27 protein-coding genes are annotated in these 22183 nt (G+C 52.3%); 17 read left to right on the forward strand and 10 right to left on the reverse strand.

Features of this window, described 5'->3' with window-relative positions; genetic code table 11:
* The first annotated feature begins 48 nt into the window (after positions 1–48).
* The 3 genes from ABI361_08125 to ABI361_08135 all read left to right on the forward strand — a co-directional run bounded on the left by ABI361_08125 (position 49) and on the right by ABI361_08135 (position 4044).
* Complete coding sequence (locus ABI361_08125; protein MEO9320622.1) at positions 49–879, forward strand: cation transporter dimerization domain-containing protein; 831 nt, start codon at positions 49–51, stop codon at positions 877–879.
* A gap of 117 nt (positions 880–996) precedes the next feature.
* Complete coding sequence (gene mgtA / locus ABI361_08130; protein ID MEO9320623.1) at positions 997–3663, forward strand: magnesium-translocating P-type ATPase; 2667 nt, start codon at positions 997–999, stop codon at positions 3661–3663.
* 81 nt (positions 3664–3744) lie between these two features.
* Positions 3745–4044, forward strand: a complete 300-nt coding sequence (locus ABI361_08135; protein ID MEO9320624.1) for a hypothetical protein — start codon at positions 3745–3747, stop codon at positions 4042–4044.
* 31 nt (positions 4045–4075) lie between these two features.
* On the opposite strand, the gene ABI361_08140 is transcribed toward ABI361_08135, so the two are convergent.
* Complete coding sequence (locus tag ABI361_08140) at positions 4076–4594, reverse strand: CBS domain-containing protein (protein MEO9320625.1); 519 nt, start codon at positions 4592–4594, stop codon at positions 4076–4078.
* 75 nt (positions 4595–4669) lie between these two features.
* Between ABI361_08140 and ABI361_08145 the strand changes: the two genes are divergently transcribed.
* From ABI361_08145 to ABI361_08155, 3 genes are all read left to right on the forward strand, one after another.
* Complete coding sequence (locus ABI361_08145) at positions 4670–5278, forward strand: CBS domain-containing protein (GenBank protein ID MEO9320626.1); 609 nt, start codon at positions 4670–4672, stop codon at positions 5276–5278.
* Between the two features lie 111 nt (positions 5279–5389).
* Positions 5390–6007, forward strand: coding sequence for a hypothetical protein (locus ABI361_08150; GenBank protein ID MEO9320627.1), 618 nt, complete (start codon positions 5390–5392; stop codon positions 6005–6007).
* A 45-nt stretch (positions 6008–6052) separates the two neighbouring features.
* A complete protein-coding gene (locus tag ABI361_08155; GenBank protein ID MEO9320628.1) occupies positions 6053–6508 on the forward strand; it encodes a nuclear transport factor 2 family protein in 456 nt (151 codons plus the stop codon).
* A 4-nt stretch (positions 6509–6512) separates the two neighbouring features.
* Here the strand turns inward: ABI361_08155 and ABI361_08160 are convergent, their stop codons facing one another.
* Entirely contained in the window at positions 6513–6911 is a 399-nt protein-coding gene (locus tag ABI361_08160; GenBank protein MEO9320629.1) for a nuclear transport factor 2 family protein, read from the reverse strand.
* Between the two features lie 151 nt (positions 6912–7062).
* On the opposite strand from ABI361_08160, the gene ABI361_08165 reads away from it, so the two are divergent.
* A complete protein-coding gene (locus ABI361_08165; protein ID MEO9320630.1) occupies positions 7063–7404 on the forward strand; it encodes a P-II family nitrogen regulator in 342 nt (113 codons plus the stop codon).
* Positions 7405–7417: 13 nt separating this feature from the next.
* Here ABI361_08165 and ABI361_08170 read toward each other — a convergent pair whose 3' ends face one another.
* Positions 7418–7882, reverse strand: a complete 465-nt coding sequence (locus ABI361_08170) for a universal stress protein (GenBank protein ID MEO9320631.1) — start codon at positions 7880–7882, stop codon at positions 7418–7420.
* Between the two features lie 103 nt (positions 7883–7985).
* On the opposite strand from ABI361_08170, the gene ABI361_08175 reads away from it, so the two are divergent.
* The 3 genes from ABI361_08175 (at position 7986) to ABI361_08185 (ending at position 9400) form a co-directional block, all read left to right on the forward strand.
* Positions 7986–8285, forward strand: coding sequence for a hypothetical protein (locus tag ABI361_08175; GenBank protein MEO9320632.1), 300 nt, complete (start codon positions 7986–7988; stop codon positions 8283–8285).
* 60 nt (positions 8286–8345) lie between these two features.
* Positions 8346–8813: a hypothetical protein gene (locus tag ABI361_08180; GenBank protein ID MEO9320633.1), complete on the forward strand. Its 468-nt coding sequence runs from the start codon at positions 8346–8348 to the stop codon at positions 8811–8813.
* 71 nt (positions 8814–8884) lie between these two features.
* Positions 8885–9400, forward strand: coding sequence for an Hsp20/alpha crystallin family protein (locus ABI361_08185; GenBank protein MEO9320634.1), 516 nt, complete (start codon positions 8885–8887; stop codon positions 9398–9400).
* Positions 9401–9641: 241 nt separating this feature from the next.
* Here ABI361_08185 and ABI361_08190 read toward each other — a convergent pair whose 3' ends face one another.
* From ABI361_08190 to ABI361_08205, 4 genes are all read right to left on the reverse strand, one after another.
* Entirely contained in the window at positions 9642–10703 is a 1062-nt protein-coding gene (locus ABI361_08190) for a hypothetical protein (GenBank protein ID MEO9320635.1), read from the reverse strand.
* A gap of 120 nt (positions 10704–10823) precedes the next feature.
* Positions 10824–12179 (reverse strand): multicopper oxidase domain-containing protein, encoded by a 1356-nt coding sequence (locus ABI361_08195; GenBank protein ID MEO9320636.1) that lies wholly within the window; start codon positions 12177–12179, stop codon positions 10824–10826.
* 279 nt (positions 12180–12458) lie between these two features.
* Positions 12459–13187, reverse strand: coding sequence for a hypothetical protein (locus tag ABI361_08200; GenBank protein ID MEO9320637.1), 729 nt, complete (start codon positions 13185–13187; stop codon positions 12459–12461).
* Between the two features lie 92 nt (positions 13188–13279).
* Complete coding sequence (locus ABI361_08205; GenBank protein ID MEO9320638.1) at positions 13280–13876, reverse strand: NUDIX hydrolase; 597 nt, start codon at positions 13874–13876, stop codon at positions 13280–13282.
* Positions 13877–14033: 157 nt separating this feature from the next.
* Here ABI361_08205 and ABI361_08210 point away from each other — a divergent pair, with 157 nt between their 5' ends.
* The 4 genes from ABI361_08210 to ABI361_08225 all read left to right on the forward strand — a co-directional run bounded on the left by ABI361_08210 (position 14034) and on the right by ABI361_08225 (position 15904).
* The gene (locus tag ABI361_08210) at positions 14034–14174 is read left to right on the forward strand and encodes a hypothetical protein (protein ID MEO9320639.1); all 141 of its coding nucleotides are present in this window, start codon (positions 14034–14036) and stop codon (positions 14172–14174) included.
* A gap of 175 nt (positions 14175–14349) precedes the next feature.
* On the forward strand, positions 14350–15276 hold the full coding sequence (locus tag ABI361_08215) for a hypothetical protein (protein MEO9320640.1): 927 nt from the start codon (positions 14350–14352) through the stop codon (positions 15274–15276).
* A gap of 35 nt (positions 15277–15311) precedes the next feature.
* Positions 15312–15662 (forward strand): hypothetical protein, encoded by a 351-nt coding sequence (locus tag ABI361_08220; GenBank protein MEO9320641.1) that lies wholly within the window; start codon positions 15312–15314, stop codon positions 15660–15662.
* 83 nt (positions 15663–15745) lie between these two features.
* Positions 15746–15904 (forward strand): hypothetical protein, encoded by a 159-nt coding sequence (locus tag ABI361_08225; protein MEO9320642.1) that lies wholly within the window; start codon positions 15746–15748, stop codon positions 15902–15904.
* Between the two features lie 28 nt (positions 15905–15932).
* Here ABI361_08225 and ABI361_08230 read toward each other — a convergent pair whose 3' ends face one another.
* Complete coding sequence (locus tag ABI361_08230; GenBank protein MEO9320643.1) at positions 15933–16190, reverse strand: hypothetical protein; 258 nt, start codon at positions 16188–16190, stop codon at positions 15933–15935.
* Between the two features lie 168 nt (positions 16191–16358).
* Between ABI361_08230 and asnS the strand changes: the two genes are divergently transcribed.
* Positions 16359–17678, forward strand: coding sequence for an asparagine--tRNA ligase (gene asnS / locus ABI361_08235; protein MEO9320644.1), 1320 nt, complete (start codon positions 16359–16361; stop codon positions 17676–17678).
* Here asnS and ABI361_08240 read toward each other — a convergent pair.
* Positions 17675–18220, reverse strand: coding sequence for a hypothetical protein (locus ABI361_08240; GenBank protein MEO9320645.1), 546 nt, complete (start codon positions 18218–18220; stop codon positions 17675–17677). The two genes, asnS and ABI361_08240, sit on opposite strands and share 4 nt — an antisense overlap.
* A 103-nt stretch (positions 18221–18323) precedes the next feature.
* Here ABI361_08240 and ABI361_08245 point away from each other — a divergent pair, with 103 nt between their 5' ends.
* On the forward strand, positions 18324–19283 hold the full coding sequence (locus ABI361_08245) for a homocysteine S-methyltransferase family protein (GenBank protein MEO9320646.1): 960 nt from the start codon (positions 18324–18326) through the stop codon (positions 19281–19283).
* Here ABI361_08245 and ABI361_08250 read toward each other — a convergent pair.
* Positions 19280–19561 carry a hypothetical protein gene (locus ABI361_08250; protein ID MEO9320647.1) on the reverse strand — a complete coding sequence of 94 codons (282 nt, stop codon included), beginning with the start codon at positions 19559–19561 and terminating at the stop codon, positions 19280–19282. The genes ABI361_08245 and ABI361_08250 overlap by 4 nt on opposite strands.
* A gap of 160 nt (positions 19562–19721) precedes the next feature.
* Between ABI361_08250 and ABI361_08255 the strand changes: the two genes are divergently transcribed.
* Positions 19722–22178, forward strand: coding sequence for a dihydropteroate synthase (locus ABI361_08255; protein MEO9320648.1), 2457 nt, complete (start codon positions 19722–19724; stop codon positions 22176–22178).
* Positions 22179–22183 lie beyond the last annotated feature (5 nt).

Consider the following 22183-nt stretch of genomic DNA (forward strand, 5'->3'; position numbering starts at 1 on the left):
TGCTCACTGGGATGTTTATATTTCGAGTAGGCGAAAGCATTCTCGCTATTGCCACTTCCGCTGGTTGAACGGTCAGAGAAGGAGATCCAGCGGCGCATAAAAAGGAGCGTTGAGGCCGTGAAAGCGGTAAGCGACTGCCGTCAGATTTTCATAACATGGTCGAGAAAAAAGCCAAATGTTCATCTCCATCTCTGGCTCCATCAGGCCCTCGCATTCGAGCAACTGCATACCGTTTCCGAAGAAATTGAAAGGGCTGTCAGGGTCGTCCTCCCTAATGCCAGGGTGTCGCTTCGCATAGAACCCAGAGGCGCCGACTACGAATCGATCTGGAAGCTGGTAAAGGATGTCGCTGAGAAACAACCGGGCTCAAGAGGCGCGCACAACATCCACGTAGTAGTGGGCGAAGACGGAAGAATCAGCATTGACTTTCACCTCGAGGTTGGCGCAGGCATGACAGTACAGGAAGCCCATCGCGTTGCCATGCAACTGGAGCAAAAGCTGAAGGAGGCGGATTCTAGCATTTCCGAAGTGATTATCCACGAGGAATCGGTTGTTGATGTCGTCTACAATGAAAAGTCCGGCACGGGAACGCAAACCAAGTCTTACATAGAACACGTCGCAAGACGTTTTCCCGGAATAAAGCTTGTCCGCAGGCCCACAGTGCTGCATTCAGACGAGCGCGGAGGTGGACGCCTGCACGTCATCCTGAAATGTGCTCTCGACCCCGCGCTAAGCGTAGAAAAAGCGAACGAGCTTACGGCCAAGTTTGAACGCGAGCTAAAAATCGGCAACCCGAAAATATCGCGAATAGACATTAGTGAGGAGCCGGACGGAAAAGGACACTCGACAAGGGAGCACGCAAAGTCAGGCAGAGACTAATAGGCTGGCGAGCGCGCATAAGGATCTGAATCCTCTGTCGGGATTCTTAAATACCGAGCATAATTAGCGAATAGCGGGTGCCCTGAAATCAGGGCAATAAGTAAGAGAGAACGGGCCATGACAAAAACCACGCAGGAACTATCTTCTAGAGACACCGACTACTGGTCGCTTCCTGCCTCAGAGGTCTTTTCTGCACTCAAGACAGGTCCGCAGGGCCTAAGCTCAGACGAGGCCAAGTCCCGCCTTGCAGCATACGGGCTCAACAGCCTCCCACAACAACGCTCCAGGATTGCAGGGATTATTTTTCGGCAGCTCAAGAGTCCCATGATAGTAATTCTTGCAGGGGCGACAATCCTTTCCGCACTTTTCGGCCAGCTGGACCAGTCGGCCATAATGATTATCGTAATAGTCTTGAGCGTCGGGATCGGAGTCTATAACGAGTCAAGTTCAGAGAGAATTGTCGAAGATCTACGAAAGCGAGTGTCAATAAGGTCAGTGGTTGTACGAGATCAGGGCAAGGTTTCCGAAACGGATTCCACTCTTCTCGTACCCGGCGACGTAGTTGTCGTCAATATCGGTGACATTGTCTCAGCAGACATGAGAATAGTAGAGTCAAATAACCTCGAGGCCGATCAATCCGTCCTTACGGGCGAGTCATTTCCTGCAGAGAAGAGCTCGGACAAATCCACCTCGAACCCATCGTCAAGCCCCAGTGAGGCAGCCAATTACCTTTTCGCCGGCACCGTCATAGTCCGTGGAACGGGCCGTGCAGTAGTTGTATCGACGGGCAGGAATACGCAGTTTGGCCTGATTTCTGTTCGCCTGGAACGCGCCAGGCCGGCAACGGACTTTCAGAAGGGTGTCAAGAGTTATGGCAACCTGCTCATTACGCTGACTGTCGCCCTTGCCGGCGGCATTTTCATACTAAATGCCGTGGTCGGCCATTCACTGATAAACTCGCTCCTCTTTTCGCTGGCAATAGCCATAGGCTTGGTGCCGGAACTGATGCCAGCGATAGTAACCGTCACCCTTTCAAGGGGAGCGCACAGGATGGCAAAACAGGAAGTCATTGTCAAACGCCTTGTGTCTATGGAAAATTTTGGTAACATTGACATCCTTTGCACGGATAAAACTGGCACCCTCACCGAAGGAAAGGTCGTGTTAAAAGAGTACCTCTATCCAGATGGCCGGGCTGATGGCAGCGCATCTGGGAGCAAGATATCCAAGGTCCTATTGTACGGTCTTTTGTGCAATGATGCAATAGTCGGCGGCTTGGATGACAAGAGCGGAAATGAGGCGTCTGTATCGGGAAATCCGCTTGATGTCGGAATTTGGAAGTATGCAATGGGTCAAGGTTTTAAGGATGTCACAAGGTCTTTTCGAAGAATAGGCGAGGTTCCATTTGATTATCACCGAAGAATTCTTTCAGTCGTGGTGGCGCCTGCAGACGACGTCCCTCCCAGTGACCGGCCAAATACTAATGCGCTTCTAATATCAAAGGGAGCCCCTGAAGCAATCTTGGGCCAGTGCGTCAAGGCCGAGCGGGGGTCCGAAGGCAAGGAAGAGCCGCTCACCACAGAAATAGCAGGTTCGGTCAACGCGCAGCTTGCCGAGCTGTCAAGAGCCGGCTACAGGACTATCGCCGTTGCTTACAAACACCTAGAAGCTGAAAAAGAAGGGTACACAACCGATGACGAGAACGGACTTTCTTTTCTGGGACTCCTGGTTTTCTCTGACCCTCCGAAAGCCGGGGCAAAGGAGGCTATCGATAAACTCAAGGGGCTTGCAGTGGATCTCAAGGTAGTAACCGGCGACAACGAGGCAGTCGCGCTAAAGGTGTGCGAAGACCTTGGGGTGACGGTAAAAAAGTCCGTCATCGGTTCAGACCTCGTGCGAATGAGCCTTGCCGAGCTAAAGGCTACGGTTGAGGAGGCGACGCTCTTTGCTAGGGTCAACCCCGAGCAAAAACTTGACATCATCAAGGCATTGAAGGACAACGGTCATACGGTCGGCTTTATGGGCGATGGGGTGAACGACGCCCCAGCACTCTACGAGGCGGACACCGGCATTTCCGTTGACGAGGCTGTGGACGTAGCAAAGGACGCGGCCGACATCGTGCTTCTGAAAAAAGATCTCCAGGTCATTGCAAACGGCATAGCCGAAGGCCGCAGAACTTTTGGAAACACAATGAAGTACATCCTGATGGCGACAAGCTCAAACTTTGGCAACATGTTCAGCGCAGCCGCGGCGTCGGTGTTTCTGCCCTTCTTGCCAATGCTTCCAATGCAGATCCTTTTCATGAACCTGCTCTACGACCTTGTGAACATGACCATCCCCACGGACAACGTAGACGAGGAATATACCAAGGCTCCCAAGCACTGGGACATTAGTTTTGTGAGAAAGTTTACTCTGTTCTTTGGGCCCTTTAGTTCGCTGTACGACTTTCTCACATTCGGGATTATGCTTTTTATCTTTGGCGCATCGGCAGGACTATTCCAGACAGGATGGTTCATTGAATCGTTCTGGACGGAGGTGCTCGTGATTTTTGTGATAAGAACTAGGCGAATTCCATTCTTTAGCAGCAAGCCCGGCAAGTGGCTGACTATTGTTACTTTAGCAGCTGTGGTATTTGGGACGGTGCTGCCTTTCACCCCCGTTGGCGCTTTCCTCCAGTTCACACCGCCACCAGTGCAGTACTGGGCGCTATTGGTGGTCATGGTTGCGACATATCTGTTGCTGGTTGACGCAGGCAAGGTCTTCTTTTACAGGGTGTGCGGGTTTTGACGGCGACCGGCAGTGCTCTCACTAAGGGGAGCCCTTGGACCGCAGCCGTTGAAAGCCGACAGGAGAGGTGTTAGCAGCACCTTGGCAAATTACAGCGAACTGTTTGGATGGTGGACCGCAATGATAAGCTGGAGCATCGCATTTCTTGTAATGGTTAGCGTCTACCTTTACCACAAGCGAAGGCACGTGGTGACTTCTGGGAGGCAGGGCTTGCAGTCGCTTCTAGAGCGGTTTGATTTTGTCTGGGTTCTCGCAGGCTTGCTTGCGATTTACATAATTTCGATAAAGCTTGCCTCGTCGCTTATTTTTGTAGCAGGAAACGTCGCCGTAGAGCTGCTATTGATAACATACATCATGAGAAATAAAAGCGCCGGCGGATGAGGCTTGGAGAAGAAAAGGTATGAGCCAGCGCTCACTGGTTCTTGTCGGGAAAGAGAATCTCGCTTTGCATGAATTCCCCGAGTTTCTCGTACATCGGCCGGTATTCGACAACGAGCCGCTCGCTCAAAAAGCTAGAGACAAGGGTCTGGCTCTTGACTATTGCCCTGAAAATGTCCTTGTCGGTGATAATGCCGACGAGCCGGTCTCTTTGCATGACAGGTAGCCTCCTGATGTCCTTAAGCTGCATGGTCTGCATGGCATCCTTGAGAGAGCTCTGGGGCTCGATAGTTATCACTGGTTTGCTCATTATTTCTCGGGCTGTCACAGAGTCTTTATTGTGATTGGAAGTTCCGGCTGCCATGTACTTGACCAGGTCCCGCTCTGTGACTATTCCAGCGGGCCTGTTTTCCTCGTCGCTTCCCACAATCACCACGCTTCCTATGCCATTATCCACCATGGTTTTTGCAATGACCTTGATGCTCTGGTTCTCTTTGGCAGTCTTGACATCCCGTATCATGACGCTTGCCACGGGTACGATTTCTATGCTCATTTGCGCGTTTTACCGCTTGGCAGTTCGGTGGCATAGTATATGATTACTATGAATTCGGTGCATTGCACTGCATTCATGGACAATATATCCATCTTGGCGGTTAGCACTTACATCAAGGTGACAAATATGCTGACAGTTGAGAACGATATGCTGGATGAAAACGCAGGCAAGGTTGCAGACAGGAATCTGGTAATGCTCGACGTATCTTCAAGCGTCGCAGATGCAGCGAGACTAATGAAAAAGCGCAACACGACAAGCATGTTTGTCAGTGTTGCCGACTCTGACACTCCCGTGGGCATCGTTACGGAGCGGGACATCCTATACAAGGTCGTCGCCGAGGGCAGGGGGCCGTACAAGGTGACCCTCGGCGAGATAATGAGCTCACCACTCGTGAGTGTGCCTGAAGGCGCGACTGTGCGAGAAGCAGTCGCCCTGATGAGAGCAAGATCGATAAGGAGAATAGCAGTCGTTTCCGATGGCAAAGTTGTCGGCCTGCTTACCCTGATGGCGATTGTGGGCGGCAGCACTGATTCAGGCAGGGTCGAGCTGGCCGAGGTTGAGCTGCCAAAAACCGCATGCCCCTATTGCGGCTCAAAATTTGACGACAGGGATGAAATGTCAAAGCACATCGACAGGTTGCACCTTGGAAGCGGCCTTCTTGAAGGCGACCCAAGACGATGGTAGGATAAGCACATTCATGTACAAGATCCATTGCCCAAATGAACTAATGTGGCACCGGCTCTCAGTCGCATACAGCGTGAAATCCTTTTATTCCCAAAACTTTAATCACGCATGATGGTAGCCGACGAAGGCGAAAAAGGCATGGAAAATGCCTCGCTGCAGCAAACAAAGAAGACGCGCAGCGTGACGTTTAGGATTGATTCTTCCGTCATAGATGAGCTGCAGGCCGAGTCGGACAACCGCGAAGTATCGCTTAACGTCCTTGTCAACCAGATCCTAAAGCGCTACTCTGAATGGGACAGGTATGAAAACAAGATTGGCATGATGCCTGTGCCAAAGATAATGCTCTCAACTCTCATTGACCGGGCGATAGGCGTGGCAAAGACAAGCGGCATAAAGGATGTCGAGCGCTATCGCAGCGAGATAGTCAAAGAGGCCGCCCAAATAGCATTCGGCCTCATTAAAGACTCGGTGCTGTTTATGAAAAAGCAGTACAACCTATGGGTCGTTCTATCGGTTCTTGAGGAGTACATGAAAGTGTCCGGCATCAACGCCGACCATCGACTTGAAGGGTCAAGGAAGCATGTCTTTGTCCTACAGCACGAGCTTGGCGAGAACTGGTCACTGTTCACAAAGGAGCTGTTATCGCTCATTTTCGAAAAGCTGGCCAACGTCAAGGCCGAGATCAGCGTAACGCCGAATACGACTATCGCAGAAGTGGTTCTGCGATAAGGCCGCAACCTGCATTGCACTGCATTCACTGAGCTTATTTACCTCTTGACGATAGAGCAAATGACCGGAAGAAAAATGGCGACGAATGTGGGAGCAAATCGGCAAACCCCGGTTACATCAAATGAACAGGCCGTGTTCCACTATTTCAACTGCATTGGAAGCAAAGACCTTGACGGTCTGCTAAACCTGTTTGCCGAGGATGCAGAGCTTATTGAGCCTTTCAGCAAGGAGAAGGGCCTCAGGGGGCACTCTGCCATCGAGCCCTTTCTCAAGGTCGCCTTTATGGCAAACTCGGAGCTAAAGCGGCAGATTACCATAGAAAGAAATTCTCTTCAAGGCAGGCGCAAGAACACTGTGATGGCGCGCGTTTATTTTGAAAAAGGCGAGTCACTTGAAGGGTCCTTTACCTTTGAATTTGCTGATGAGGTTTCCGCTGCGAGCAGCGGTACCTCAACGCGAGTGTATCCAAAGATCAAAAAGCTGACAATCAAGTTTGACTGAAAACTCAGCTGGCAGGCTCTATCCTAAGCGCCATTATTTTCGGAATTTCCAGGGCATCGTCCGGAGCTTCAAGATCAAATGTGAATCTAAAGTTGGTCTTGCTGCCCTTCAGAAATATCACGTCTGCAAGCACTTTCAACTGGGCGCTGTCCCCAGAGGCAGTGTTATTATTGTCAGGCGCTACTGAGGAAATGTAGTAATCAAGTGAGCTGTTTCCTTCTGTTACAAACCGCAGAAAGGGTGCAATCTCTCTTTTTCCCTTCAGCAACCCCTGCTTGCTGAAAGGTTCGTAGATTATCGCATCGTCATCAAACATTTCAAGTATCCCGGGAACATCCTTGCGGTAAAACCTCCTCATACAGACTTCCACCAGCGAGTTAGCGGCGTCTTTCGTTGACGACAAGTTCGCTCTGTGTACTCGCAGGAGACACTAAAGCACCACGTCTGCAGTGCATGGCAAATTTCAAAGATATTGCAGCCCGATTGCCTATCCTGCAAACCTGCACATTAGCTATATAGAAGGCGGTCTAGGAAAGTAAGCCGCTCGGCCAGACATGAAAAAGATCGAGATAATCATACCGGACCGCTACCTAAACGATGTGAACGAGATACTGAAGGAAATGCACACCGGCGGGATGAGCCACTACCGCGTGGATGGGAGGGGAAAGGTGAAGGCGCAGCCTGTTGCTATCGACAGGGGCACCAGGCAGTTTGTGCCCGAGTTTGTTCCCAGGACAAAGATGGAGGTAGTAGTCCGCGATGACCAGGTCGATGCGATAGTCGCCAGAATCTCGGAAAAGATCAAAGACCCCGCTACGGGTGGCAAGATGTTTATCAGCGACGTTTCAGCCGCGATTGACCTTGGAACCAATGAAAAGGGAGACAGCGCGCTATAACAGCCTCGCTTTTTCAGTGAACTATCATTACAGGGCACGCGGAGATTTCAGAGACCCTTCTCGCTACGCTGCCAAGCGGCGTCAGCTTTTCCTTTCCTATCTGTTTGCTTCCCATCACTATGAGGCCGGCGTGCTCGCCTTTTGCTATCGACACAATCTCATCTGCTGGCGACCCCACCCCCAGAACAAACCGGACAGGCACGCCCTGCTGCCGGACATTTCGGATCTTTTGATCAAGCATCGCCTGCGCGCCTGTCTTTAGTATTCTAATCAATTGGACCTTGGCGTCTTCCAGGCTCGTTGTATCGCTGATAAACCCCAGCGTCGCGCTTGGCGGAACGAATCTGCTGTCGACTATGTGAACAATCAGTATTTCCGACTTCATGGCGCGGGCAAGTTCGGTAGCTTTTTCCAGCGCCCGATCTGACATTTCTGTGCCGTCGTGGGGAACAAGTATGGTGGACATTGTACCTGACATTGTATTGGCAATAGTTGAATCCGTTATTTAGCTCGTCGATTATAGTGCAATGCAGTGCATTCTTGCAGCTTAACTAGCTTTGAGTCGCACTTTCTGTGTAACCATGGGAAAAAAGAGTGCATTTCACGAGTCTCCCGAGAGCTCTGTGAGACCGTATGAGGACCTGAGCACCATGCAGCGGGACATCAGCGGCGAGGCTATTGCCGGCCCTGCACTCGGGATCTGTGATGCCTGTTTCTGGAGCTACACCGCAATCAACCACAAGGGAGTGATGGAGAAGTGTGCATTGTGCGGCGGACGTGTTTCAGTAATTCCGCTGTCAGCAGAAGAGACGACCCGGTTCGAGTATTCGTCAAAGAGAGGCTTGACGCTGCGCTTTGGGCGCAAGCTGCCGCTCAGATAATTTCAGTGCAGTACAGTGCAGACCTACACCTCTTACCTAGCTTCTGATCAATGTCATTAGATGGCTCTAGATTCGAGGAATCAAAAGAGGATAAGTGAAGGCAAGCTTGTTCTAGCCGCGGTCGCGGGAGGACTTGCGACTATTGCTCTTCTTTTCATGTTTGTAAGCGGAGGGATTGTCAGGCAGGCCCAGATATTTCTGCCTGAAAAGGGAGGCGATACTGTGGCGTTTCAGAATGTCGATGGTAAGGTCGCAATAGTTGGGATTACCGGCATAAAGGGCGTCAACCCCACCCTTACCATGAGGACCGGCGAGTATATCCTGGAAATTACCGTGATAAATCAGGACACGGTCCCTCATTCACTCTTTATAGACAGGGCCAATGTCTCCACGGTAGTGCTTCAGCCCGGCGAGAAGGGTGTTATTGATCTGCGGTCGACAGTGCCGGCCATTTTTAACTACTATGAGCAGGGAAACTCGACTCCTCTAGGCCACATCGAGGCATTCAAGGTGGGCGGTTATGACTGATACTGGGCAATAATGCATTGCACTGCACTGCAAACTGACTTTTGATATACGCTTGCAGCAAAATCAGTTGCATGGCATCACGCAAAAACAGAATCACGGTTCACAAAGGCACGCATAAATCTGCAAAGCGGCTCGACGATGTTTTTGAAGACTTTAGGCAGGAAATCGAGAGGATGGTTTCCGGCTCTCTTCCAGCCCTGGCTTTTCCGGCGCCCGGGTTTGCCGGGTCTGCGCTCATTGAAAGAGACCTGCCCAGGCTTCCGCTCTGCGACATGGTCGATAGGGGCAGCAAGTACGAACTGTATGTAGAAGTCCCGGGGATAGACAGAGAGAAAATAAAAGTGCATGGAACGAGGGGTGGAGTAGAGATATCAGGCGAGCAATCAGAAGCAAGCTCGGAGAAGGCAAGGAACTATGTCTACAACGAGAGGTCGTTCAAGTCGTTTTACAGAAACATTGCGACGCCTGAAGAAATAATTCCTTCCAAAATAGCCGCCAGAATGGCAAACGGAATCCTTACGGTTGAAATGCCAAAAAGCCCGTCAGCCGCTGTAAAAGAAAGGGGCGTCAGGGTAGAGATAAAATGACCCGCGTTAGATCTGCACACAACTTTCACGAAGTAAAGGTTCTAAATCCAGAGACTGTATGCGCAAAGTGCGGCAATGCAACGCCGCATGTATGCGAATGGTGTGGGGCATGTAGGACGTGCCACAAAGGGCCTGACGCGGAAAAGCTGTACTGATTCTGGAGGCACCCAACTCTACCACCTGGTGGAGTTGATGCCGAATCTTCGGATAGAACTATGCCGCAAATAGGATATTTAGCAGGTTATCCGGTCCCGCTGCCATTTGACGCGCTGCGACTTCTCACGAAGCCTAACATCACGGCCACAGCGAGCCCCGACAGCATCATTGAGTGGGCGATGGGAAATTCCGGCATGGTAGATGTCGCGACCATGGAAATAGTGTTGACTCCGTACGGAAATACTACATCGACATGCCTGTAAAATCTCCCCGGAGAAAGCTCCGATGATGAGACCGATGCCTTTGTCGTGTTTTGCCCATTCACAAGTACTGTATAGTTAGAGTCAACTATCGAATTTGGGCCAGCAATGAACATCACCGCGACCCATCCTCCGCCGCGAAAGATCCCCTGCGCGTCAAAGTTTATGCTGTGAGTTGCTTTATCGTATGTCACGTTTCTTATTTTGGCGTCGCTTCCTACTTCGATCTGCACAGTCTGGTTGTCCTCTATTGGAAGGGTGAAATTGAGTCCGGATTGTGAGGGCACAAAGCAGCTATAATATCCCACTTGGCCTGCTATCGACTTCATGGGAACCAGGGTAAATGGCGAGGAGGAATTGCCTGGGATACGCGGAATGACTTTGCTTTCCACGACGTCGAGTATTTTTGCATTCTTGTCAATGGCTATGGCACTTACTCTTACGCCGTAGGCATCAACCGGCGATTTATTGTCGAGCATGCCGGAAATGGAATGAGTTTCATTATCCATTACAAGCGTGTCATAATTTACCGCCAAGAGGGATTTGTCCCGCGCGGGCTGCGGAACTGCAACTATTCTTGACGAGACTTTGATAGCCGAAGGGCTTGGTTCTACGTTGCCATCAGGAGCCGCGTGCACAGGAATTTTGAAGGGTATTCCCATGCCCGCGGTTATTTGGCCCATGTACTTTGAATAGCTGACAGATTCATTTGAAAAGTAGACGGTCGATTCTATTGTCCTGTTGTTTGGGTCGTTGTTTGTAACTTCACCAATGAGATATTTACTGCCGTCTATGTCTGTTACTATATGTTTGAATGTAAGCGTGCCCAGGTTATCTCTCTGCATCATGTCTGAAGAGGCGGCAAGGCACGAAAGTGGCCCGCCCATGAGTGAAAATCCAATGACAGCATACAGAGCTAGAAAAGTAAGCCGCAATATTATATCCCCTTGGCATTGCGAGTTTCATATAACGATTTAGTCAAAAAAAGGGAAAGGTAGTTGTGCTACCTAGTTTGTGGTGTCGAAGCAGGGCGATAGAGCCTTGCTATACGGCTGTTCATAACACGGCAGTGTCGAAGTTCCGTTCCAGTGATTGAATGGTGTCCCGAATGTGTATGGAGTCGTGGTCTGCGCAATGCTGTCCATTCCCATAGGAGGTACTGCGTTGGATGGATTGGAAACTGAGGTGCCTTGCGGAGACACTAGTACGACCGCGACCTGACCCTTGAACAACTGCGAATAGTCGTGATTCACGATGACGAATGCGCCGGGTTGCTGGAAGGTTACATCAATGATTGCAGTGTTTGCAGCACCTATCATGAATGTCTGGACGCCTTGCTGGACCACACCTCCTTGCGTTACTTGGTCGAGAATCTCGCCTACGATGTGGAAGTTGACTGGATAGTCGCCGCTATTAAGAACGAAGAATCGGACATGGTCTCCTTGGTTGAACTGCAGTGGCGTCGCCCCAGTGACGGTCGGCAGGTTTCCTGTGGTTGGGTTCAGCGCAAGTGGCTGGTAGCCGTATGGAATACCGTTGATAGTCGCATATGTCACGTCATGGTTGTACATTGCGGTCCAATCAAAGTCGCCATCCTTAGTCGCGTCTGCGTTCTGAGTGAGGTAGTATTCTCCAAAGTCAAGAGCAACTTCCTTTGCGTCCGCAGAGACCGGATGATTCCTAGTAGTATTTCCAACCGTCGTTGTGAGCTTGTAGCCTTGGTAACCATTTGCTGGATCTACTATAACTATTCCATGCATTCCTCTGAAAGCGTGCTCTGCAAGGTCGTTTACGTGGCCCTCACAGTGGTATTCCCATGCACCTGGTTGAGTTGCAACAAAGTAGTAAGTCTGAACTGCCGGGGCAGAAGCCGGTGCGACGAAGTTGAGTGCGCTAATTACAGAAGCGTGGTTGTCAATGCTATGCGTATCCGTGTTTGTTGCCGGGTCTGTGATTGTTGCAATGATGACATCGCCTTGGGTTGCCCTGATTACTGGTCCGGGGATAGTCCCGTTGAAGGTGTAGGCAATAACATGGCTGGCGAGATTTCCGCCGTCACCGCCAGAAGCACCAGTAGGCAAGGTGATTGTCTTCTCAAACGCCACCAAGTTCATGTGGACGACGTGTCCGCTTAATGCAAAGGCTTGCTGTGGAGTGATTTGCATAAAAGAGGCTGGTAATTGCAGGTTCAGTCCGTCAAGTGCCGAGTGATGGTTGTTGTCTGTCAGTGGAACTGACGTGGATTTTGTGGTTTCTTGTGTCGTTGAGGATCCAGATAATCCGAGGCCAGGTACAAAAATCAAGGCCACGACCAAGATCGCCGCGACTGAAGCGGCTCCTATTGAGAGCACATTTTGGTTCAATTGAGCTCATATCGAGCTGAGAAAACTATTATTTAACAAATTACCGAAGAATTTATCTATAACTTAAATTCTCGGACTCTCTCACGTGATTTCTTTGGTTGGTCGTTTTTCATTATTTGAAATAATGCATGCCGTCAACCAGTCGTGCGTCGGTTGATCGGACGCATTGCATTTAGCTGGCAATATGATGTGCTATGCCGCAATGGGCCCATTATTTGATTGCAAACCTATCAGAAAGTGAGAAAAAGAGAGAAGATGGAAAACCTGTCTCAAGCTTTCCTAATGGACGATAACCTTGCCCGTCATCCACGGGTGCACCAGGCAGACATAGTTGTATGTTCCCGGCTTTGTGAACTTGACAGCAAAGGTCTCTATCGGCTGCGTACCCGGTGGGTTCATTCCTTTCGGCCAAATCCAGCCCGAATTTACATATCGCTCGTCGGAGTTCATGGTATAGTTTGAGTTTGGTGGCATGTACTTGACATTACCGGCCTTGTCAATCGCCACAGGCGCGTCAACTCGAGCATTTGCAATTATGGCAGTAGTCTTGCCCGGAGGCCCGGCCGGAATCGTCACCGGATCAGCATTTGCAGCCGGATTCAGAGGTGTGATATTGCTACTATTGGATATTACAAACGGAGCCTCGATATCCGCAAAGTATGACTGGTTTGTTATAAACGACACAGTGTGCGGCTCACCAACACGGGTTGGATTGTACCAGACAACGGTTTCGCCTGCCTTTATTTCGGCTACCTTTGGAAAGAACTGGGTCAGCGGGGCTATCGCGCCTCCGGCTCCGGCCCTGACTTTGAACACGCCGTTGCTATAGTCCATGTACTTTCTGGACTCAGAGTATGCAATTGCGGGTTTGTCTGACGATGATGGAGATGATGATTGCGCAAGTGCGGATGCGCCTGTCATGACAACAACTGCAGCGACTAAAATCCCGGCTGCAGCGATGCCGCCAAAAAGTGCACTAGTTTTTCTGTTTGAAGTTTTGCCAAACATCCCCTCGCGGCAAGAACAAGGGGGATTTAAGCATACTTGCAAACGTCCGCGGTTGTGCAATGGCCGCCTACCGCAACGCGCCTTTCTATTTGCTATAGCGCCGATTCGCTGTTTCGCTGTTCCGTCATTGCCAGACCCGTGCAGCAGAGCAGGAACGAGATCAGTGTCCCAGCATTCTCTACCTTGTTTTGCATGATAAGCTCGCGCAGGTGTTGGACAGGCATTAGCTCCACGCTGATGCTTTCCGTGCCATCAAGGCTCGCCTTACCCGGAGCAAGCTCGCTTGCCCGAAAGACGTAAACCACTTGCTTGGACTTGCTCACCGACGGGTGGTACTGGTAAACCAACTCCATCTTACCTGCACGGTAGCCCGTCTCTTCCTGCAGCTCTCGCATAGCTGTCGCACGCGGGTCCTCACCATTTTCAATGTGCCCAGCGGGAAACTCGAGCATGAGTTTGTCAAGCGGGTATCGGTACTGCCTTATCATTACCATGCGCCCGTCGTCTAGAAAGGGAACGACCAGAACTACATCAGAGGAATAGTACCTTGCATAGTTGATGACCTTGCCGGTACCAGTTAGTACCCTGTCCTGAAAGACTTCCATGTAGACGGTGTGATCGTCTTTGGCCTCGAAAACCTTGACACTGTCAAGGCACTTCCAACGCTCGCTTTCGCTTAGGTCGCCCATACGTGATTCAGCCAGCTTGCCGCAATTATAACAATATTCTTGCCCATCAAAAATGGAGTTGAGCAATACTGTCCCCTTGTGAGCGATTGTAACCCGACAGGACTGCTTTGGTGCCGCTTTTAGCATCGCTTATTGTTCGGGGCCACAAACACAGGGTATGGAAATAGCGGAAATCCTGATGTATATCGTCGCGGGATTTGCCCCGACTATGCTGGCAATGGAAGTTAGCTGGAGGCTGGCTTTCAGGCGCGTGGTGGCAGGCAGGCCTGCGGCAAGTGCCGAGATAGGGTTGCAGTGAGGGCAGCATGTCTGCGCCGGGATCAACGGCGCGGCAGCCGCCTAGTGTGCAGGCGGGCCTTACAGTCGTCAACTACCGAACAACGGGGACACAAAGGTGTGTTTCAGTAGTAGAACGCGACTGTTTAACGGTTCACCTTAAATGAAACGGCCTTGCTTTGTACTGTACCAAGAACATGCCGGATTCTCCTGACGACCTTGAGTACAAGCTTCAGGGCAGAACACTGGAAGTGTACCTTTACCTTGTGCGAAAAAAACATCCCGTGGGAATCCGGGAGCTTCAGCGGGAGATTGGCCTTTCAAGCCCAAGCGTAGCTGAATACCACGTTGAAAAGCTCGTGGCAATGGATATAGCGCAAAAGGACGCCTTTGGCCGGACCCGGATTACAAGAAAGGTAAAGGTCAAGGCGCTTTCAGACTATGTAGAGCTGGGCTCTCACATCCTGCCAAGGCTCGTACTTTACGCAGCTGCATTTACGGCGGTCTCGATTGCAATAGTTGTGGCGAGCTGGAAGTCGGTCAACATTTACGGGCTGGCAGTCTCGTTCGCAGCTGCCTGCATATTCTGGCTCGAGGCGCTCAAGAACAGAAAGACGTTCCTGCACAGCTCGGCAAAAAGCAAAGGCATTCAGGCCACTGAAACAAGCCCGCTACAAAAGAGCCATTTTTGGGTGTCACTTGCGCCGGGGGTCATTGCCCTTGCAGCGTTTGCTGGCACTATCGCGTTTCTGTACTACTATATCACTCCAGCACCCCCGGACACACATACTGTCCAGATGCCGCCTGTACTAGGCTATGGCGACGACCCTTCCGCGCCGCCTCCGCTCTCATCATCGAGCCCAAGCGTTGAATACTCCAAGGAAATGTCCGCCAAGAAAGTCCAGGAGGCAGGGCCGGCAGACAGGTTGATTCCGTCGCCTGCGCCTGAACTCTATGCGGTCCTCGCCTTTGCCAGCGCACTTGTCATTGGATTCATTGCTTATCTTATAGTCAGATACAGGTGCGGTGAACTGGAACGCGTGGCTGTTCTGCCGCAAGAACACATGAAGATATTTGCGTTCGGAGACCAGGATTATCCCGCACGCCGTCAAAAGCGCATCTGATGAAAAGAACAACCTTAATTCTGGCATCAGCGGCCATGGCATTGGTCGCAATTCTGGCAGTCCAGGGCAACAGGCTGGCCTTTGCGCAGTCCCTGTACGGTGGCGGTGACACTCCTTCTGTAGGAGGAGTGACGAACGCGACGCTTCAAAAGTGCGAGCAGCTCGGCATTGCAAGGAGCCAGTGCAACGATCAGACGATTCTTGCGAAAGAAAGGATCGGCATCAAGGGACAAGGTTCAGGCACCCCGATGATAGCAACACAATCCGGACAAATGTTGATTTTTGTAGGAGTGCTGGGCGTGATTTTCGGAGGCGTGGCGGCAGCGTTTCTGCTTCAGAGCAGGCGTTCAGGAGTCAGGGAGAAGAGTGCGGAGCGGCAGAGATAGGTCCCTTTTTTTAGTTCCCGCAGAATCTCCTAGAGACCTTGCTGCAATTCTTGATATCTTTTGTCGCTCAGAGTCTGGACAGTATGAGTGAATCAGAAGAAAAGAACCTAGAAGGAGCACAGAGAGATCAGAGGCAGGTTGGAGACGCGGCCTCAAACCCCAAGACTGCCGGCCCGGCAGAGAACCTGCGCGAAAAGGCAGCCGAAATGAATTCAGACGAGGACTCGCGCGAGCCTGCGTGAGCCCGAGATTTTTTTATTCCTAGTTCCCTCAGCCCAGCTTGGCGAGCTCGGTATCAAAGGCCTTCATCACCAAGTCAGCACCCCTTCCGAAAATTTGGCCGAGCGCAAACTCAATCTCTTTTCGCGTTAGAGGCCTGGTGCCGGACCTTGTTATGTGAAAGTCGGTTTCCAGCTGCCTCCAAGCAGCCGTCCTTGAAAATTCTCCGAACATCTTTAGTGCCTCGTTGAGGGCTGTGCGAGTACTGTCCGGGGCCTGGTTCTCTTCACCGGTTTCGCCCGTCGTCAATCACCAATTAACACTATGCGGCTGCAAGTTTTACCATGCTGAGAACCGGATAAGGAAAAGTGGCCAGTATATTAAAAATTTGCTGAGCGAATTCAAAGAAAGCAACTATGTTTCTGCCTTCCAATCAAAGAGCAGATTTTTTAGGAGCTCGGCAGAATCGTAAAGCCATTGGGCGCATTTAGGGCCGGGGAAATAAAGTCCCCGCAGTTTGAAGGCCGGGAGGTCACTGTCCGGGGATGGGTTCACAGGCTAAGAAAACAAAAGGAGAACACGTTTGTGCTTGTCCGGGACGATCGCGGTGGCATTATACAGTGCGTCTTTCCAACCGACAAGGCGTCGCAGCTTACCATCGAGTCGTCGGTACAGGTGACAGGCGTTTTGGCCAGAGACCCGAGAGCGCCTGAAGGCGGATATGAGATAAAGGGCAGGGAACTTGATGTCTTTAACATAGCATCCGCGGACTACCCTATTGGTGAGTACCAGAGTGACGAGCTCCTGCTTGACAAACGTCATCTTGCCCTTCGCACAAGAAAAATGATAGCCGTTGCAAAACTCAGGGCCTCTGTCCTGCAATACGCCCGCGAGTGGTTCGTAGATAACGGGTGGATTGAAGTGACGGCTCCGGTGATAGTAAAGGGAGCCGTAGAAGGCGGCTCGACTCTTTTCAAGCTAAAGTACTTTGACACCGAGGCGTACCTTTCTCAGAGCGCCCAGCTGTATCTGGAAGCAATGATTTTTTCGCTCGGGCCGGTGTGGAGCCTCACGCCGTCTTTTAGGGCTGAAAAGTCGCGGACCGCCAGGCACCTGGCAGAGTTTGCGCACCTTGAGGCCGAGGCGCCATGGGTGACTCTTGAAGACATAATGCAGGTGCAGGAGAACCTGCTGTCGCACATTGTGCAAAACGTGGTCAGGGACCGAAAGGAGGACCTGGCCATACTGCAGCGGGACACCTCAGAGCTCGTACAGGTCGTGCCTCCCTTTGACAGGATACCGTACGGAAAAGCAATAGAGACTCTGCGCTCAAAGGGATTTACCATCGAAGAGGAGAGCGGGGGCCAAAGAAAGACCCGCCTAATCGAATACGGCGACGACCTTTCCATAGAGTCTGAGCGGGAACTGACAAAAGACTCGACGAGGCCGATTTTTGTGGTCGGCTATCCGATTGCAATAAAGCCGTTTTACGTGAAGGAAGATCCTCAGGGCCCGGGCGCAGGGCTTGCAGCTGACATGCTTGCACCGCGGGGGTTTGGCGAGCTTACAAGCGGTGGAATGAGGGAAGACGACATTGAGTCGATAACTGCCAGAATAAAGCGCGAGGGTCTTGACCCGGCCGCCTATGAATGGTACCTTGACCTTCGCAGGTACGGTTCCGTCCCGCATGGGGGTTTCGGACTTGGGATCGAGCGGCTAGTGCGCTGGATAGCAAACGCGCAGGACATCAAGGACACTGTGCTGTTTCCGCGCACAATGTCCCGCGTTGAACCCTAGGCGGTCTTTTTCTTGCGTGTCTTTTTTGCAGGGCTTGCACGCGCTGCCTTTTTCTTTTTCTCCGGCGCCGCGGCTTTTGCAAGGAGCAGGCGATCAACCACCGAAGCCGGATCCTGCTCAACAAAAGTCGTGGCCGCCACGGAGGCTTGGACTATATTTTCACCGCTATAGTCATCGTGCTCTTGGGCCGGCGCGGGAAGGTTTGCGATAATCGCCGGCTCCGCCTCTTTTGACAGCGCGATTTCCATGGTAGACATTCTCCTGATAGAGCCGTTGACAGCAACTTCGTCGGTCCCGACGGAGATCGAGCGGGTTGCAAGGTGCCCGACGTTTCGCTTTACGAGCTCTGCGACGTCCACAGCGGTCGAGATGCTCAGGCTTCCCCTCGCCCTGATCTCTAGGCCGCCTGTGTTGTGAATCCTAAAGAGCGCCGGCGCAAGGTATTCGCTGGCGCGTTTTTTACCGATAATGAGAACTGAAGCCGGGATTACAGAGTCCAGAGCATGACTCGGAGTGGTTTGGACCGTGGGTGCTGTCATCATATCTGGCCTGCCTCACACTCTCTGCTCTAGAGTCCGAGTGTCAAGATTTTTCGCCTTCTGGGTGTAAAATATGAAGTGTGATCCCAACAGATATTACCATTCCATGCACAAGTCTTCCCTATTGCCGGAAAGCTTCCTTGAGGCGCTCAAGAAAAGGGTCCTTGTCTTTGACGGGGCGATGGGCACAGAGATACAAAAGCTCACGCCAAGGCCAGAGGACTTTCCGGAAGGCAAGGACGGCTTTAACGACGGCCTGATACTGTCAAGGCCCGAGTGGATTATGCAGATACACAGGAGCTACCTGGCTGCCGGCGCGGACTGCATCGAAACCAATACCTTTGGCTCAAACAAGCTGAAGCTTGACGAGTACGGATACGGAGGACAGACTGTGGAATTCAATCGCAGGGCCGCCGAGCTTGCAAGAAAGTCGTGCAGTGAGTTCGACAAGCCACGGTACGTAATAGGCTCCATGGGCCCATCCGGCTTTCTGCCAAGCTCAAACGACCCCGACCTGGGCCAAAAGCCGCTTGATGAAATACAGGAGGCCTTCTCTCTTCAGGCGGAAGGACTGATACTTGGGGGAGCCGACGCGCTTCTGATAGAGACAAGTCAGGACATACTCGAGGTCAAGCTCGCCATTCAGGGCTGCCATGCAGCGTTTGATAGGACTGGAAAAAGGATCCCAATTATTGCAAATGTGACTCTTGACCAGTATGGCAAGATGCTGCTCGGCACTAGCGTCCAGGCAGCGTATGTCACCGCAACCGGCATGGGGATCGACGCCTTTGGCCTGAACTGCTCGACCGGCCCGGCCGAAATGGAGCCAAGCGTACGTTGGCTCGGCGAGCAGGGAGAGATCCCCGTACTTGTGATGCCAAACGCTGGAATGCCGCAGAACGAGGGCGGCAGGGCTGTTTACAAGATGGGCCCGGAGGCGATATCCTCATCGCTTGCCGAGTTTGTCAGCAGATACCCCGCAGTAAGGATGGTCGGTGGGTGCTGCGGGACAACGCCGGACCACATCAGGGAGCTGCGACGCGCAATAGACGGAAAAAATAGCTAGTGGAATGCCCGCCGCGGGCTGACGGTCTGGCCGCCTTCTGCAACATCCTTGTAAAAATACTCGATGCCAATCCTTCCAAAGCCTCTCACCCTCTTTATCCTTCCCTGAACTGTAAGCCTTGTAATAGCGAACCGGACGTCCTGCTTGTTGCCTATAATATCGTCAAGGTCCTTGCTTGTCACCTTGCCCGAGCGGCTCTTTATAATAGCATAAACCGCCTCTACAAGGCCAGTATTGCCGTTCCTTACCCTGAATTGTTGTTGAACTATGCTAGCCATGTTTCTTACTTCGGTTTATGCTATAAATCAGGTTAGGTAGAATTTTCGGTATAAGGGCTACTTTTTTTGACCTGTTGCATAGAAAATATAGGCGCCTGACAATAGCTCCGCTGTTTCTCTCGTGATCCCAAGGCTAAGCTCGGCTTTAAAGGCTGTTGACATGGCGCAGAGCCCGCCCCCACTGATAATAGGCGAGCGCCTTAACACTCAGGGCTCAAGGAAGGCCAAGCAGCTTGTGCTTGACTGCGACTTTGACGGCCTTGTGGAACTGGCACGGGGCCAGGTGGAGGACGGGGCCCACTGCCTCGACGTATGCGTGGCGCTCACCGAGAGGCCCGACGAGCTGGCGTTCATGCAAAAGCTGGTAAAAAGGCTCAGCCTCGAGGTCGATGCGCCGCTTGTAATTGACTCGACTGATCCCGCCGTGATTTCCGCGGCAGTAAGGCAGATTCCGGGCAGGCCGATGATTAATTCCATAAACCTTGAAGGCGACGGCAGCAGGTTTCACTCGCTTGCACCGATAATGGCAGAATACGGGGTGCCGGCCGTGGCAATGTGCATCGGGCCAAAGGGCATGGCCAAGTCGGCTGAAGAAAAGCTGCAGGTGGCAAGGCTTCTCTACGATACAGGCGCAAAGTACGGCCTGAAGCCCTGGCAATACGTGTTTGACGTCCTGACGTTCACGCTTGCGACAGGCGAGCAAGAGTATGCCGATTCGGCAAAAAGCACCCTGGAGGGCATCAGGCTTGTCAAGCAGGAGCTGCCCGGCTCGTTTACGGTCCTTGGGCTGAGCAACGTGAGCTTTGGCCTGTCGGCCGCGGCCAGAAAAGTGGTAAACTCGGTATTCCTTTACCACGCGCTGCGAGCCGGTCTTGACATGGTGATAATAAACGCAAGAGATATCATGCCGTTTCCTGAGATCCCGGCAGAGCAGCGAAGGCTGGCCGAGGACCTGATATTTAACAGGCATCCAAACGCCCTTGCCGAGCTTATCGCTTTCTTTCAGGAAGCGGGTGCATCTGGAGCCCAGGGGGCGCAGTCAAGGCGCACTGAGGTTGACCCGTCCTGGGATGCAGGGCGGAGATGCTACTTTCGCATAGTAAACAGACTCAAGGAGGGGATACAGGAGGACGTGGTGCAGGCTATTTCTGACAGGACAGACGGCGCTTCCGAGTCGCGGGCTGAAGCTGCCCACAGGGCAGCGGTGCAGACGCTAAACGAGGTGCTTCTGCCGGCAATGAAGGAGGTCGGCGACAAGTTTGGCGCCGGTGAACTTATCCTGCCGTTTGTGCTCAAGTCGGCGGAGTGCATGAAGGCAGCTGTAGCAGAGCTTGAGAAATACCTCATCAAGCAGGAGGGAGTCAGCAAGGGCAAGCTGGTGTTGTGCACCGTGTATGGCGACGTGCATGATATCGGCAAGAATCTTGTCAAGACGATATTTGTCAACAACGGCTATACCGTCTATGACCTTGGCAAGCAGGTCCCCATGCAGCGGATAATTGAAAAGATAGCCGAGGTCGGCGCCGACGCGGTCGGGCTGTCTGCCCTGCTCGTCTCGACGTCAAAGCAGATGCAGTATTTTGTCGAGTACGCACGCGAGAACAATCTGCAGGTGCCCGTGCTCTGCGGAGGGGCCGCGATAAACAGCAGCTTTGTAAACAGGATAGCAAAAGGCGGGGGGACAGTCTACCAGCCCGGCGTGTTCTACTGCAAGACGGCCTTTGACGGGCTTCGGACAATGAACGAGCTGGTCTCGCAGAGCCGTGGTGGCTTTTTGCAGGACTGGCGGGCGAGAATTGAAAAGTGGGAGGACAGGCCTCAGGCCGAGCCGTCCTCGAACTTGGCGCTGCCCAATAGCGGCATTGAGCCGGTGTCTCCACCAGAGCCGCCCCAGATTGCCCGCGCGATAAGACTCGAGCCGTCGGAGATCGACCTCGAGCAGGTATGGAAGTACGTGAACAAGAAGTCGCTTGCAGTATTGCAGTGGGGAATCCGCGGGAGCAGCGCAAAGGAGCATGACCCCGAAGCGCTCTTTGCGGAGTGGAAGGACAGGGTGCTCAGGGAGCGGCTGTTCGAGCCGAGGGCAGTATACGGGTATTTCCGCTGCCACAACCTTTCACCCGGCGAGCCCGGCAGCGGCAGGCTTGCAGTAGACCTGCATGCCACGGGTACGGAGAAGGTCGTCTTTGAGTTTCCGCGCTCGTCAAAGGAAAAGCACCTGTGTCTTGCAGATTATTTTGGAAAGGATGACGTTGCGGCATTTCAGGCAGTCACGGTAGGAAACCGGGCCACCGCGGTGATTGACATGTGGAACAAGGAAGACAGGTACTCCGACGCATACCATCTTCACGGGCTGGCCGTCGAGACAGCGGAGGCGATGGCCGAATGGGTAAACGCGAAGATAAGACAGGAGCTTGGAATAGGCGCGGGCCGCGGCCTGAGGTACAGCTGGGGGTATCCAAGCTGCCCGGACATCTCGCAGCACCACCTGGTGTGGAAGCTGTTAAGGCCCGACCTTTCGGGCATGACGCTGACTGAAGCAGGACAGATAGTGCCTGACCAATCGACTGCTGCCATAGTGGTGCACCACCCAAAGGCAGAGTATTTCGTACTCTGACGCGG

Origin of the sequence: Nitrososphaera sp., assembly GCA_039938515.1 — an archaeon.
GTDB lineage: Archaea > Thermoproteota > Nitrososphaeria > Nitrososphaerales > Nitrososphaeraceae > Nitrososphaera.